The sequence below is a fragment of the Ensifer sp. WSM1721 genome (assembly GCF_000513895.2).
Taxonomy (GTDB): domain Bacteria; phylum Pseudomonadota; class Alphaproteobacteria; order Rhizobiales; family Rhizobiaceae; genus Sinorhizobium.
In genome coordinates this window covers 2397671-2411705 of the sequence record NZ_CP165782.1, presented here as the reverse complement: position 1 = coordinate 2411705, position 14035 = coordinate 2397671, and the positions used below count along the sequence as shown (strand labels likewise).

13 protein-coding genes are annotated in these 14035 nt (G+C 62.7%); 7 read left to right on the top strand and 6 right to left on the bottom strand.

What is annotated here, in order from left to right; translation table 11 throughout:
• Positions 1 to 50: 50 nt before the first annotated feature.
• Entirely contained in the window at positions 51 to 1484 is a 1434-nt protein-coding gene (locus M728_RS11800; RefSeq protein ID WP_026618803.1) for an aldehyde dehydrogenase family protein, read from the top strand.
• 97 nt (positions 1485 to 1581) lie between these two features.
• Entirely contained in the window at positions 1582 to 3327 is a 1746-nt protein-coding gene (araD, locus tag M728_RS11795; RefSeq protein ID WP_026618804.1) for an L-arabinonate dehydratase, read from the top strand.
• Positions 3328 to 3541: 214 nt separating this feature from the next.
• Here araD and M728_RS11790 read toward each other — a convergent pair whose 3' ends face one another.
• The 3 genes from M728_RS11790 to M728_RS11780 are packed head-to-tail and all read right to left on the bottom strand — an operon-like array spanning position 3542 to position 6753.
• Positions 3542 to 4396, bottom strand: coding sequence for a transglutaminase family protein (locus tag M728_RS11790; RefSeq protein ID WP_026618805.1), 855 nt, complete (start codon positions 4394 to 4396; stop codon positions 3542 to 3544).
• A gap of 16 nt (positions 4397 to 4412) precedes the next feature.
• Positions 4413 to 5354, bottom strand: coding sequence for an alpha-E domain-containing protein (locus M728_RS11785; RefSeq protein WP_026618806.1), 942 nt, complete (start codon positions 5352 to 5354; stop codon positions 4413 to 4415).
• A 4-nt stretch (positions 5355 to 5358) separates the two neighbouring features.
• On the bottom strand, positions 5359 to 6753 hold the full coding sequence (locus M728_RS11780; protein ID WP_026618807.1) for a circularly permuted type 2 ATP-grasp protein: 1395 nt from the start codon (positions 6751 to 6753) through the stop codon (positions 5359 to 5361).
• A gap of 342 nt (positions 6754 to 7095) precedes the next feature.
• Between M728_RS11780 and M728_RS11775 the strand changes: the two genes are divergently transcribed.
• The 3 genes from M728_RS11775 to M728_RS11765 all read left to right on the top strand — a co-directional run bounded on the left by M728_RS11775 (position 7096) and on the right by M728_RS11765 (position 9170).
• The gene (locus tag M728_RS11775) at positions 7096 to 7557 is read left to right on the top strand and encodes a GyrI-like domain-containing protein (protein ID WP_026618808.1); all 462 of its coding nucleotides are present in this window, start codon (positions 7096 to 7098) and stop codon (positions 7555 to 7557) included.
• 104 nt (positions 7558 to 7661) lie between these two features.
• The gene (locus tag M728_RS11770; RefSeq protein WP_026618809.1) at positions 7662 to 8582 is read left to right on the top strand and encodes a DMT family transporter; all 921 of its coding nucleotides are present in this window, start codon (positions 7662 to 7664) and stop codon (positions 8580 to 8582) included.
• 30 nt (positions 8583 to 8612) lie between these two features.
• On the top strand, positions 8613 to 9170 hold the full coding sequence (locus M728_RS11765) for a cysteine hydrolase family protein (protein WP_026618810.1): 558 nt from the start codon (positions 8613 to 8615) through the stop codon (positions 9168 to 9170).
• A 148-nt stretch (positions 9171 to 9318) separates the two neighbouring features.
• Here M728_RS11765 and M728_RS11760 read toward each other — a convergent pair whose 3' ends face one another.
• The 3 genes from M728_RS11760 to M728_RS11750 all read right to left on the bottom strand — a co-directional run bounded on the left by M728_RS11760 (position 9319) and on the right by M728_RS11750 (position 12596).
• The gene (locus M728_RS11760) at positions 9319 to 10821 is read right to left on the bottom strand and encodes a DEAD/DEAH box helicase (RefSeq protein WP_026618811.1); all 1503 of its coding nucleotides are present in this window, start codon (positions 10819 to 10821) and stop codon (positions 9319 to 9321) included.
• A gap of 356 nt (positions 10822 to 11177) precedes the next feature.
• The gene (locus M728_RS11755; protein ID WP_026618812.1) at positions 11178 to 12278 is read right to left on the bottom strand and encodes a DNA alkylation repair protein; all 1101 of its coding nucleotides are present in this window, start codon (positions 12276 to 12278) and stop codon (positions 11178 to 11180) included.
• An 18-nt stretch (positions 12279 to 12296) separates the two neighbouring features.
• Positions 12297 to 12596, bottom strand: coding sequence for a hypothetical protein (locus M728_RS11750; RefSeq protein ID WP_034883000.1), 300 nt, complete (start codon positions 12594 to 12596; stop codon positions 12297 to 12299).
• An 85-nt stretch (positions 12597 to 12681) separates the two neighbouring features.
• On the opposite strand from M728_RS11750, the gene M728_RS11745 reads away from it, so the two are divergent.
• The gene (locus M728_RS11745) at positions 12682 to 13356 is read left to right on the top strand and encodes a YafY family protein (RefSeq protein WP_026618813.1); all 675 of its coding nucleotides are present in this window, start codon (positions 12682 to 12684) and stop codon (positions 13354 to 13356) included.
• Positions 13357 to 13576: 220 nt separating this feature from the next.
• Positions 13577 to 14029, top strand: a complete 453-nt coding sequence (locus M728_RS11740) for a host attachment protein (RefSeq protein WP_026618025.1) — start codon at positions 13577 to 13579, stop codon at positions 14027 to 14029.
• Positions 14030 to 14035 lie beyond the last annotated feature (6 nt).

Genomic DNA, 14035 nt, shown 5'->3' with positions numbered 1-14035 from the left:
GTCGCGACGGGCGGCCGAATGCGACAGGAAGACAAGGAGGCTTAAGGCCCATGACACTTCACCAGAACCTGATTGCCGGCGAATGGGTCGGCGGCGACGGTGTCGCCAACATCAATCCGTCGAACACCACTGACATCGTCGGAGAATATGCCCGCGCCACCGCCGACGACGCGAAAGCCGCGATCGCGGCGGCCAAGGCCGCCTTTCCGGCCTGGTCGCGCTCCGGCATCCTCGAGCGCCACGCGATCCTGAAGAAGACCGCCGACGAGATCCTCGCCCGCAAGGACGAACTCGGACGGCTGCTGTCGCGCGAGGAAGGCAAGACGCTCGCGGAGGGCATCGGCGAGACGGTGCGCGCCGGCCAGATCTTTGAGTTCTTCGCCGGCGAGTGCCTGCGCCTGGCTGGCGAGGTCATCCCGTCGGTCAGGCCGAATATCGGCGTCGAGATCACCCGCGAGCCGGTCGGCGTCGTAGGCATCATCACGCCGTGGAACTTCCCGATCGCCATCCCCGCCTGGAAGATCGCGCCGGCGCTTTGCTACGGCAACACCGTCGTCTTCAAGCCGGCCGAGCTGGTACCTGGCTGCTCGTGGGCGATCGTCGACATCCTGCATCGCGCCGGCCTCCCGAAGGGCGTCTTGAACCTCGTCATGGGCAAGGGCTCTGTCGTCGGCCAGGCGATGCTCGACAGCCCGGACGTCCAGGCGATCACCTTCACCGGCTCGGTCGGCACCGGCAAACGGGTCGCCGCCGCCTCTGTCGAGCACAGTCGCAAGTTCCAGCTCGAGATGGGCGGCAAGAACCCGTTCGTCGTGCTCGATGACGCCGATCTCTCGGTCGCCGTCGAAGCGGCGGTCAATTCGGCCTTCTTCTCGACCGGCCAGCGCTGCACCGCTTCGTCGCGCATCATCGTCACCGAAGGCATCCACGACAGGTTCGTTGCGGCGATGGGCGAGCGCATGAAGGGGCTCGTCGTCGACGACGCGCTGAAGCCCGGCACCCATATCGGCCCGGTGGTCGATCAGGGCCAGCTCAATCAAGACACGGACTATATCGCCATCGGCAAAAAGGAAGGCGCCAAGCTCGCCTTCGGCGGCGAACTGATCTCGCGCGACACGCCCGGCTTCTATCTTGAGCCGGCGCTGTTCACCGAGGCGACCAATCGGATGCGGATTTCTCGTGAAGAGATCTTCGGTCCGGTCGCGGCGGTGATCCGGGTGAAGGACTATGAGGAAGCACTGGCGGTCGCCAACGATACGCCCTTCGGGCTTTCCTCCGGCATCGCCACCACCAGTTTGAAGCATGCGACGCATTTCAAGCGCAATGCCGAGGCCGGCATGGTGATGGTCAACCTGCCGACGGCCGGCGTCGATTTCCACGTGCCGTTCGGCGGCCGCAAGGGCTCCTCCTACGGTCCGCGCGAACAGGGTAAATACGCTGCCGAGTTCTACACAATCGTCAAGACAGCCTACACGCTGGCTTGAAGAGTTGAGAGCGGGATGCGGCGGAAAACCGCGCACTCATCCCGCTCTTACGCCGACGTGCTCCCGCCCGGTTCCGCGGGCCTGAAGGAAGGAAGAGATGAAGAAGAAAGCTGAGTGGCCGCGCAAGCTCCGTTCGCAGGAATGGTTCGGCGGAACTGGCAAGAATGCCATCATGCACCGTTCCTGGATGAAGAACCAGGGGCTTCCCGCCGACACCTTCGACGGGCGGCCGATCATCGGCATCTGCAACACCTGGTCGGAGCTCACCCCCTGCAACGCGCATCTGCGCGATCTCGCGGAGCGGGTGAAGCGCGGCGTTTACGAAGCCGGCGGCTTCCCGGTGGAATTCCCGGTCTTCTCGACCGGCGAGAGCACGCTGCGTCCGACGGCGATGATGTTCCGTAACCTCGCGGCCATGGATGTCGAAGAGGCGATCCGCGGCAATCCGGTCGATGGCGTCGTGCTGCTCGGCGGCTGCGATAAGACCACGCCCAGCCTCCTGATGGGGGCAGCGAGCGTAGACATTCCGGCGATCGTCGTCTCGGGCGGCCCGATGCTCAACGGCAAATGGCGCGGCAAGGACGTCGGGTCCGGCACCGCGATCTGGCAGTTCTCCGAAATGGTGAAATCCGGCGAGATGACGCTGGACGAGTTCATGGATGCGGAGCAGGGCATGGCCCGCTCGGCGGGAAGCTGTATGACCATGGGCACGGCCTCCACCATGGCGTCGATGGCCGAAGCGCTGGGCATGACACTCTCCGGCAACGCGGCGATCCCTGCAGTCGACGCCCGTCGCCGGGTGATTTCGCAGCTCACCGGCCGCCGCATCGTCGAGATGGTCAAGGAAGACCTGAAGCCTTCCGACATCCTGACCAAGCAGGCTTTTGAAAATGCGATCCGCGTCAATGGTGCGGTCGGCGGCTCGACCAACGCGGTGCTGCATCTGCTGGCGCTCGCAGGCCGCGTCGGCGTCGATCTGACGCTCGACGATTGGGACAGACTCGGTCGCGACGTGCCGACGATCGTCAACCTGCAGCCCTCCGGCAAATATCTGATGGAGGAGTTCTATTATGCGGGCGGCCTGCCGGTGGTGATCAAGGCCGTTGCCGAGATGGGACTCCTGCACAACGACGCGATCACGGTCAGCGGCGACACCATCTGGAACGACGTCAAAGGCGTCGTTAACTACAATGAAGACGTGATCCTGCCGCGCGAAAAGGCGCTGACGCAGTCGGGCGGCATTGCCGTGCTGCGCGGCAACCTCGCTCCGCGGGGCGCCGTTCTGAAGCCTTCCGCAGCGTCGCCCCGCCTGATGCAGCATAAAGGACGCGCGGTCGTCTTCGAGAGCATCGAGGACTACCACGCCCGCATCAACCGCGAAGATCTCGATATCGACGAGAATTGCATCATGGTGCTGAAATATTGCGGCCCCAAGGGATATCCGGGCATGGCCGAGGTCGGCAACATGGGCCTGCCGCCGAAGGTCTTGAAGAAGGGCATTACCGACATGATCCGCATTTCGGATGCGCGCATGTCGGGCACCGCCTACGGCACCGTCATCCTCCACACGGCACCGGAAGCTGCCGAGGGCGGACCGCTGGCGCTCGTTGAGAACGGCGACCTGATCGAAGTCGATATCCCGAACCGCAAGCTGCACCTGCATGTGTCGGACGAGGAACTCGCCCGTCGCCGCGCGGCCTGGGTCTCGCCGGTCAAGCCGCTCACCGGCGGTTACGGCGGCCTTTACATCAAGACCGTCTTGCAGGCCGACACCGGCGCCGACCTCGACTTCCTCGTCGGGACGCGCGGCGATCGCATCCCGATGGACCGGGACAGCCATTGATGGGTGACCGAGGGGCGACTGCTTTCAACTCTAAGCCTCCAAATTAGCCCCTCTCCTCGGGTTTAACCCGAGGACTAACCCTCTCCCCGCAGGCGGGGAGAGGAGACTAAGCGTGGGCCGCGTATCCCCTTCGCCCCGCTTGCGGGGAGAAGGTGGTCGGCAGGCCGGATGCGGGGCAAATACTGGCGGGGACCGCCCATTTGCTGACCGACGCTCACCGGCTCTGCGTCTGACTCTGCTCGCCCTGGCTCTGGCTTTGTGCCTGCTGCTGTCCCTGCCGCTCGACCGTCACCGCCACCTTCAACGTCTCGCTGGCAATCCCGTGGACGAGCCCTGATACCGGCGCGGCATCGCGGTAGCAGAGGCCGTGGGCGATCCGGACATAGCGGTCGTCCGGGCAGATCTTGTTGGCGGGATCGAAGCCGACCCAGCCGAGGCTGGGGATGTGCACGTCGGCCCAGGCGTGACTTGCGGTCTGCTCCGGGTGGCCTTCGGTCATCAGATAGCCCGAGACATAGCGGGCCGGCAGGCCGAGCGTGCGCGCGGCGGAAATCAGGATGTGGGCATGGTCCTGGCATACGCCCTTGGCGCGCTCCAGCGCCTCCTCGGCGGTAGTCTGGACCTGTGTCTCGCCCGGCTCGTATTTGACGGTTTCGTGAATGATCGCCATCAGCGAGTGCATGCGTTCGAGGTCGGTCCCGCCTTCGGCCGATTTCGCGAGCTCGCGGATCAGCTTGCCGGCTTTGCTGAGCGGCGTTTCGCGCGCGTAGAGCCATAGCGGCACGTGGGACTGGTGCGGACCGAGGACGCCGGCGCGGTCCTCCGTTTCCACCTCACCGCTCGCCTCTATGCGAAAGCTCTCCCGATCCCCGTCGATGCTGACGAGATGCGTGCGGTTGCCGAAGTGGTCGTCATAGCTGACCTCGATGACGGCGCCTTCGACGAGTGTTCTCCAGTTCAAGACCGTCTGGCCGGGCTGGTTCGTCGGCGTCAGGCGCAGGCGCTGCAGCCCGTATTGTACCGGCTCATCGTAACGGTATTCGGTCGCGTGGCTGATTTTCAGGTGCATTTTCTTCTCCTGAACCTCAGTGGTAGAACCGGTAGCCGTCGGAGATCTCCTGCCCCACACGATTGTTGTGGCTGATGAACTCCTCCAGGTACTCGTGCAGGCCCTGATCCATGATGTCGGTGATCGAACGGTTGCGGAGCGACGCGAGCGTCTCTTCCGCCGTCTCGTGGGCGGCATGCCTTTCACCGTATTCGCGCGCGAGATAGCCGAGATTCGAGACGATCTTCTCGTAGCAATAGGCAAGCGAGCGCGGCATGCGGCCGTTCGAGATCAGGAAGTCAGCGATGTTGGCCGGCTTGAGTTCGGCATCATAGACCCAGCCATAGGCCCGGTGTGCCGAGACCGAGCGCAGGATCGATTCCCACTGCACATTGTCCATCGACGATCCGACGGCGGAGACCGCAGGCAGAAGCACGTAATATTTGACGTCGAGGATGCGTGCGGTGTTGTCGGCCCTCTCGATGAAGGTGCCGATGCGCGAGAAGTTGAAGATTTCGTTGCGGAGCATCGTTCCGTGGAAGGCGCCTCGGATGAGGCCGGCCCGCCGCTTGATGGCGTCGATGATCTCGGGCATGTCGGCGGGCCGCACCTTCCTGGCGAGCATCGCCTTCATCTCGATCCAGCATTCGTTTGTCGCTTCCCAGGTCTCGCGGGTCAGCGCGGTGCGCACCATGCGGGCATTGTGGCGGCCCGCCTCGATGCAGGACATGACGCTCGACGGGTTGGCGTGGTCGCGCAAGAGGAAGTCGATGGCGTCGCTGCTCGTCAGCGTGTCGTGCACTTCATCGTAAAGTTCGCGCACGCCGGCGCTCTGCAGCACCCCGTCCCAATCGTCCTCGGTCGCTTCGCTGCGGGTCAGCGACATGCGCAGGCCCGCGTCGATCAGCCGGGCGCCGTTTTCCGCGCGCTCGATGTAGCGGAACATCCAGTAGAGGCCGTTCGCAGTTCTTCCCAACATGGCCTCAGTCCTCCAGTACCCAGGTATCCTTGGTCCCGCCGCCCTGACTGGAATTCACTACCAGGGAGCCTTCCTTGAGCGCGACGCGGGTCAGGCCGCCGGGAATGATCTGCACCTTGTCGGAGACGAGTACATAGGGACGCAAATCGACGTGGCGTGGCGCGATGCCCTTGTTGACCAGGATGGGCACTGTCGAGAGCGACAATGTCGGCTGGGCGATATAATTTCCGGGCCGCTCCTTGAGCTTTTCGGCAAAGACGGCGCGCTCCTTCTTGTTCGCGGTCGGGCCGACCAGCATGCCGTAGCCGCCGGAGCCGTGCACTTCCTTGACGACGAGTTCCTCCAGATGTTCGAGCACGTATTTGAGGCTCTGCGGTTCCGAGCAGCGCCAGGTCGGAACGTTTTCGAGAAGCGGCTTGCGGCCGGTATAGAACTCGACGATCTCCGGCATGTAGGAGTAGATCGCCTTGTCGTCCGAGATACCGGTGCCGGGCGCATTGGCGATGGTGATGTTGCCGGCGCGATAGACATCCATGATGCCGGGAATGCCGAGGGCGGAATCCTGGCGGAAGGTAAGAGGATCGAGGAAATCGTCGTCGACGCGGCGATAAAGCACGTCGATCGCCTCGTAGCCGCGCGTCGTGCGCATCTTCACCTTGCCGTCGATGACGCGGAGATCCGAGCCTTCCACCAGTTCGACGCCCATCATGTCTGCGAGGAAAGCGTGCTCGTAGAAGGCGGAATTGTAGATGCCGGGGGTGAGCACGGCGACACGCGGCTTGCCGCCGCAACCGGGAGGTGCCAGCGACGACAAGCTCTGGCGGAGCAGATAGGGATAGTTTTCGACCGGCCGCACCCGGTTCTGATGGAAGAGTTCCGGAAACATCTGCATCATGGTTTCCCGGTTTTCCAGCATGTAGCTGACCCCGGAAGGCGTGCGGGCATTGTCTTCCAGCACGTAGAACTGGTCTTCGCCGGTGCGCACGATATCGGTGCCGACAATATGGGTGTAGACGCCGCCCGGCGGCCGGAAGCCGATCATCTGCGGCAGGAAGGCGTCGTTCTTCTCGATCAACTCGCGCGGGATGCGCCCGGCGCGGATGATCTCCTGCTTGTGGTAGATGTCATCGAGGAAGGCGTTGAGCGCGATCACGCGCTGCTCGATGCCCTGAGCGAGGCGGCGCCATTCGCGGCCGGAAATGATGCGGGGGATCAGGTCGAAGGGGATGAGCTTTTCGGAGGAGTCTGCGTGTCCGTAGACTGCGAAGGTGATACCGGTCTTGCGGAAGATGTTCTCGGCTTCTTTCGATTTCGCTATGAGCCGGTTTCGGTCCTGACTGGCATACCATTGATGATAGGTCGAATATGGCTGGCGCGGACTGCTGTCCGCATTCATCATTTCGTCAAATGCCAAAGGCGTGGTCCCCTTATTTTTGACCATTTGAGTACAACGCCGGATGCAATGCAAGAAGCGTGCACGTTCGCCGCTCAAGAATTTTCGAATTGTCTTGAGACGATTTGGGGCGCCTTCACTGCGTGTCGCTGCGCCGGAATCCGTTGCCACTCATGCCTAGTTTCGGTACGAACCCGAGGCTCTTTCCAGAAAATGGGCAGATGCTTGAAATTTGAGCGGTGCGGCCGGAGCGCTTCCAAGCTCCCCTGCTTTGCCGACCCTTCGCAAAAGCGCATAATCGCCGCGATCGGGCAGAATAGGCACCACCTGCAACGTCGGGGAAAAGCAATGGAGGCAATTTACGAGATCGTGGAACGGCCGGCGCAACGGGTCACCGGCCGTTTGTGGGAGGGCACGTTCGTCGAAGCGGCGGACGGCGCCATCCATCGTCTGGTAGCCGAGGCGCAGGAGCATCGCCGCCGCAGCCATCCACACGATCATTCCGCCCTTATCGGTCTTTCCTGGAACGTGCGCTCGGAAGGCTTCAGCTATCTCGTCGGCTATGTCGGGGAAGATCGCGCAACCTTCGCTGAGCCCGACCATATGGATCTGCCAGCCATGCGCTTCGTGACGACGATGCACCACCCGGAGGGCGGGGATGTCTTCGTCCAGTACCGAAAGATGTTCGATTGGGTCGCGGCTGAAGGGCATATCGTCGACACGAGCTATCTGCACTATCGTGAGGAATACGAGGCCGGCTTCGTCTCCCCGTCCGCCTCCTCGCTTCGCCTTATGATTCCGATTCGTTGATCGCAGCCATCAGAAAAATTGCTTTGACGGGGAGCACCGCCCGCTCTATCGCCCAATCAGCGATCCTGCGCGGTCACTCTCCGTCTCTTTAGGAACATCCGACAATGCTCGCCCGCCTGGCCCCCGCCATCTTCGTCCTGCTCTGGTCGACGGGATGGGTCGTGGCGAAATACGCGGCATTCTTCGCCGATCCGCTGACTTTCCTGGCGCTGCGCTACAGTTTCGCCATCCTGCTCTTCATCGGCTTCTGTGCGGCGACCGGGGCGCGCTGGCCGCGTTCCTTGACCGTCGTCGGCCATGCGATCGTGTCCGGCATTTTCCTTCACGGCCTCTATCTCGGCGCCGTGTGGTGGGCGATCGGAGAGGGTGTGCCCGCGGCGATCTCCGGCATCATCGCCGGGCTGCAACCGTTGATGACGGCGGCGGTTGCGCCTTTCTTGATCGGCGAAAATCTGAGCGGCCGCCAGAAACTGGGGCTGGTGCTCGGCTTTCTCGGCATAACGCTCGCCGTATTGCCGAAGATGCTGGCGATCGATGCGGCTGCGACACCAATCCATCTGCTGCCGGTAGCGATCAACGTGCTCGGCATGGCGGCCGTGACCTATGGCACACTCTATCAGAAGCGGCATCTTCAGAATGGCGACATCCGGGCGATCGCGACGCTGCAATATGTCGGAGCTCTGATCGTCACCATTCCCTTGGCTTTGATGCTGGAGGACCTGCGCGTGACATGGAATCTTCAGCTCGTAGCGGCGCTTGCCTGGTCGGTGCTCGGCCTGTCCATGGGGGCGATCGCGCTTCTGCTTTATCTCATCCGCCGGGGGCAGGTCTCCCGCGCCGCTTCGCTCATCTATCTGGTGCCGCCGCTCGCGGCCGTTCAGGCAGCGCTCTTCTTCGGTGAAGCGTTGAGCCTACCCATGATCGTCGGCACGTTTATCGCGGTAGCGGGCGTCTATCTTACCAACCGCAAGGCCGACAACCCGGCGGCGGCTGGCGAGCGCGCAGCCAAGGCAACCGCGGGCTAACAGAAGTACATTCTCGGAGCTTCAATCGGAATGAGCAAAGCACTACTGATAATCGACGTGCAAAACGCGATTCTTTCGGGAAAAGGCACGCCGGAGCGGCAACCGCATATCGATGCGGCGCTGAACGAGACGGTCGCGCGCTTGCGCGCCCTTCAACAGGAGGCTCGGCTTGCCGGAGTTCCGGTGGTGCTCGTGCAGCATGACGGCACTCCGGAGCACCGTCTGGCTGTCGGGACCCACGGCTGGGCCATTCGCGACGAAATCGCACCGTTGGAGAACGACGTCGTCGTGCACAAGAAAAGCTGCGACCCCTTCTTCGAAACGGATCTTGCCGAGCGCCTCGATGAACGATCCGTAACACATCTGGTCGTCGGCGGTTGCATGTCGCAGTTCTGTGTCGACACGACCGTGAGGCGGGCGGTGTCGCTTGGATATGACGTGACGCTCGTCGCGGATGGCCATTTGACGGCGGATTCGGGAAGCCTCACGTTTCCCGAGATCGTCGCACATCACAATGAAACGCTCGACGGTTTCGATGCGGGCAGGGCGAAAGTGGAGGTTCTGGCCGCTGCCGATATAACGTTCTGACAGCGGCGCCACCAGATCCGATCGCAGAAGAACTCCGCGACTGGATGCGCCCCACGTTTGCAACGGATTCATGCGAAGCGCTTCGTTCGAGCGTGTCGCCCCAAAGCGCTGCACGCTTTTGGGGCGATGTTCCTCAAACCGTTTTGCGTCAGCCCTGGCGACCGCGCTTTTCGGTGCGGCGCATCCCCTGACCGCCTTCCCTGCGATTTCCGGGTTCACCGGCGCTGCGGCGCGGGTCGCCATGCTTCGCTCCTGGACGACCGTGATGCGTACGGTTTTCGTGATTGCGGTTGCCTTCCGCCCGGCCGTCGTGGTGGCCGTGGCCGGTCGGACGGTGATCGCGGCGCTCGTGCGGGCGATCATCGCGTAGCAGCTCGTCGCCGGCAAAGCCGCCGGTCACCGCCGATTCGCGCGCCGGCCGCTTGCCGCGGTGGCCGCCGTCCTGACGCTGACCGCCGTTGCCGCGATGCTGGCCGTTGCCGCGACCGCCGCGGCCTTTGGATGGACGAGCCTGGTCAGCCGGTGCATCACCGCTTGCAACCGCGATCTTTATGCCCATGAGCTTTTCGATGTCGCGCAGCAGGCGGATCTCGTCCGGCGCGCAGAAGGCGATCGCAATGCCGTCACGGCCGTTGCGGGCCGTGCGGCCGATGCGATGGACATAAGCGTCCGGAACTTCCGGCAGATCGTAGTTGTAGACATGGGTGACGCCGGGAATGTCGATGCCGCGGGCGGCGACGTCCGTCGCCACGAGCACGCGGATCTCGCCGTCGCGGAAGGCCTTCAGCGCGCGCTCGCGCTGGCCCTGGCTCTTGTTGCCATGGATCGACGCGGCCTTGAAACCTACCTGATCGAGATGCTTCATAAGCTTCTCGGCGCCGTGCTTTGTGCGGCTGAAGACCAACGACAGGCCGTCGGGGTTAGCGGTCAGAGACTGTTTGAGGATCGTCGTCTTCAGGTCCTTGCCGGGGACGAAGTGGACATATTGCTCGACCTTGTCGGCGGCCTTGCCGGGCGGCGTGACCTCGACCTTGACCGGATCAGTGAGATACTCGCCGGCGAGCTCGGCGATCAGCTTCGGCATCGTTGCGGAGAAGAGCAGCGTCTGACGGTTCTTCGGCACGAGCTTCGAAATCTTGCGCAAGTCGTGGATGAAGCCGAGGTCGAGCATCTGGTCGGCCTCATCGAGGACGAGATAGCGCCCTTGGGTCAGCGTCACGGCCTTGCGGGCGACGAGATCGAGAAGGCGGCCGGGAGTTGCGACGAGGATGTCGATGCCGCGGGCGAGCTGCTCGGTCTGCTTGTTGATCGAGACGCCGCCGACCACGATGCCAACCTTGAGTGGGGTCTTGTGTACGAAGAGCCTGAGATTGGCCGCGATCTGGTTGACGAGTTCTCGCGTCGGCGCAAGCACGAGGGCGCGGATGTTGCGCGGATCGGGGCGCTTGCCGTCGGCGATGAGCTTCTCGATCATCGGCAGACCGAAAGCTGCCGTCTTGCCTGTGCCCGTCTGGGCAAGGCCGATGAGGTCGTGGCCCTTGAGGACCAGCGGGATGGCCTGCGCCTGGATCGGCGTCGGCTTTTCGAAACCGTTAACGGAGAGGGTCGCAAGGATCTGCTCAGAGAGGCCAAGCGCTTTAAAACTGGACAATGGGTATACCTTTCGGGGCGCCAAACGCTCGCGCCGGAACCGCATCTTGCTGTTCCGGTGTCGTCTGGCGTCAAGAACCCCGCGTGAATTGGGAACTTGTGGGTTAAAGAGAAGTCGTCAGGCGCCTGTGCTGCCGCAGCTCGCGGCGAATGTCTCGCGCTTTTCCTTCTTCACGGCTTGAAAGTGGTTGCCGAGGGCGCGCTCACGCGGCGGCCGGAAGGTGACGCGAGCTTTAGATCGTTGTTTTGGTCCGGAAAGTCAAGCTGCATCTTTCGCAGGTGCGAAATCGGTCCGTGACTTGGCGCGGGATGAGGAAAAGTGTGCGCGGTTTTCCGCCCGCATCCCGCGCTAATTTTTCAGGCGATGGAAAGCTCGAAATCGGCGTCGGCGGCGGGCTCGCCGTTGATGAGGACAACGACCCGGTGGGTGCCGCCATAATAGCGCCGCGTAGTGATCGGCCGCATGGAATGGCGTTTTTCGAACTCGAGTGCCGCGCCCGGTTGGAGCGTTGCCGTCGTCCATTTGAACACTTTCGGCGACGTGCTGCCGTTTGCCTTTCGGTGATGCACGGCGTAGTCGATCATGACCTGCTGCTTTGCGCGATTTTCATTGCGCAGCGTCAGACCGAAGACGAGATCGCCGCCGAAGCGGACAATTGGTGTGGCAAGCGAAAGACCGGTCTTTATGCCGGAGGGCGGCCGGAAGCCGAAATTGGCGAGCGCGGCGCGATGCCCTTGCTTCAGGAGCGTGCGGGAGGCATGCCGCAGCAGCCGAAGCCGCTGCGGAGTCGCCCCGTCGATATTCTCGGCGACGAAATCGGCCACGAGCTCGGGATGATCCTTGGCGATGTCGTTGAGATTATTGGCGACGGAGCGACGCACATAGTCCTCAGGGTCGTCGAGGAGCGCGGTGATGATTGGAAGGATCGGTCGCGGATCGCGGACGAGCTTCGGCAGCCGCATCGCCCATGGCAGACGCGGGCGCGTACCCTCGCTGGCGAGTCGGCGGACGTGATGGTTGCTGTCCTCGACCCAGCCGTAAATCGTTGCGAGCGCGCGGTCCTGGTCCTGGTGGATGAAGGGGCGGATTGCAAACTCGCCGGTGAAATGCGGCGTCAGACGGTGGAGCAGCGTCAGCGAAAGATCGAAGTCATCGAGCCCGCGAACCGCGATGAACTGGCTCACGGGCAAAAGCGCCCAGCCGGTGAGGCCAGGCTCATTGCCGTTCGGCAGGATCTTTCCAAGTATGGCCGCCGCTGCCGCGAAGTCTGCCGGCAGGGTCTCAACAAGCGCATCCCGGATTTGCAGGGACCGCTGCATCAGTTCCAGCGATTGAAGCCCGTTCTCCGCTGCCGCGACGAAACGGTCACGATCGAAAGCCGAGGCATGCAGCGCAAGATGATCGGCGATATCGAGCACGACGTCGGGATGCAGAAGGTTCTTCAGGGGTTCGGCCATGAAAGGCTCCAGCTTGGCTCAAATCTGCTGCTCGGTTCGGAAATGCTGCATGAGCTGAACCGAGCTGATCGCCGCCATGTAAGGGGCGAACTCCGGATCGGTCATGACGCGGTTGCCGGCCGCCTGCGCCGCGTCTAGGTTTTCCCATTCGACGAGATCGGCGAGCATATCGGCCGTTTCGCAAGCCGTAACCGCACGCCAGGAGACGAAGCCGGGATAGCGGGCGACCGCCTGCATGGCCTGCCTGCGCGCCGCAAGCGCCTGCTCCTTGTCCGCTACGGTGCAAACGGCGAGTTCGAGAACATGTTCAGTCGTCATCGGTGTCTCCCTGTTCAATACCGCTTGACTAAATCACAATCCAGCTGCCAGCCTTATGGCCATAATCTCGCGAAGGGAAAGAGCCATGCGGCCCGCCGACCGGTTGTTTCGCATCATCCAGCTCATGCGTGCCACAGGCCGCGCGATGACGGCGCGCGAGATTGCCGAGAGGATGGAGGTCGCGCCCCGCACGATCTACCGCGACATGCAACATCTGATCGCTTCGGGCGCGCCGATCGATGGCGAGCGCGGCGTCGGCTATCTGCTGCGCGAGGCTTTCGATGCACCACCGCTCGCCTTCACCTTCGAGCAACTCGAGGCGCTGGCCTTTGGTGTGCGCGCTGTGCAGATGCTCGGCGACAGGCGGCTGGCGCAGGCGGCGCGCGAGGCAATGGAAAAGATCGGGCAGGGCCTGCCGCCCGAGCATGCGAAAAAATTGAGAAGCGCTCCGCTCCGCGCGTTTCGCTCGGCGCTCCAGCCAGAACCGCCAGCGCTGCTTGGCAATATCCGCGAGGCGATCGCCGATGGGCGTAAGCTTCACATCACATACGAAAGCCTTGCAGAAGAAACGTCCGAGCGTACAATTTGGCCGCTCGGTCTCAGCATTTTCGGGCACTATTGGCTGCTGACGGCCTGGTGCGAATTGCGCCAGGACTTCCGCGATTTCCGAGTCGACAGGATCGTTTCGCTCAAGGTTGAGCGGGAGCGGTTCGAGCCGGCGCCGGAACGCAGTTTCGACGCCTATCTTGCCCGTATCTAGGCTGCGCCGGCTGACAACGGACGCAAGAGACTTGCAGTGCGAAGGAACCTCACGCGGCCTTTGTCGTTGTGACTACAGCGCCGTGCGTCTTTTCAGACGCACAAAGGACGCTGTAGCACTTTGAGTTGCTGCATGTTTTTGTCCTTAAATCGGCTAGGATTTAAGGACACATGCAGAGTGAACCGTCGCCCACCTAATCTGCAAACACAGGGGAAAAATAGTGCGGAACCGGATTTGGATACTGGCAGCCGATGGAAACACGGCGCGCATCGTCAAGGACGTCAACTTGCTGAAGGACGGACGCCAGCAGCCGGAAGTGGAGATGTTCCAGATAGAAACTAAACGTCGCCAGGACATCATGGCCGACAAACCGGGCCGCAGCCATTCGTCGGTCGGCCACGGCCGTTCGGCGATGGAATACAGCAGCGATCCGGTGCGCGAGGAGCAGCATCGCTTTGCTATGGAGATTGCCGGGAAGCTCGACCACTATGCGCATGAGCATGCCTTCGAGAATCTCGTGATCTGCGCTGCGCCGAGGACGTTGGGCGATCTCAGAAAGCTGCTCTCGCACCAGGTCAAGGAAAGAACTCTCGCCGAGATTGATCGCAATTGCGTCGCGGTGCCGACCGACCAATTGATCGCGACCGTGAAGTCCGTGGTCTTCCCTGGATAGGCGAGC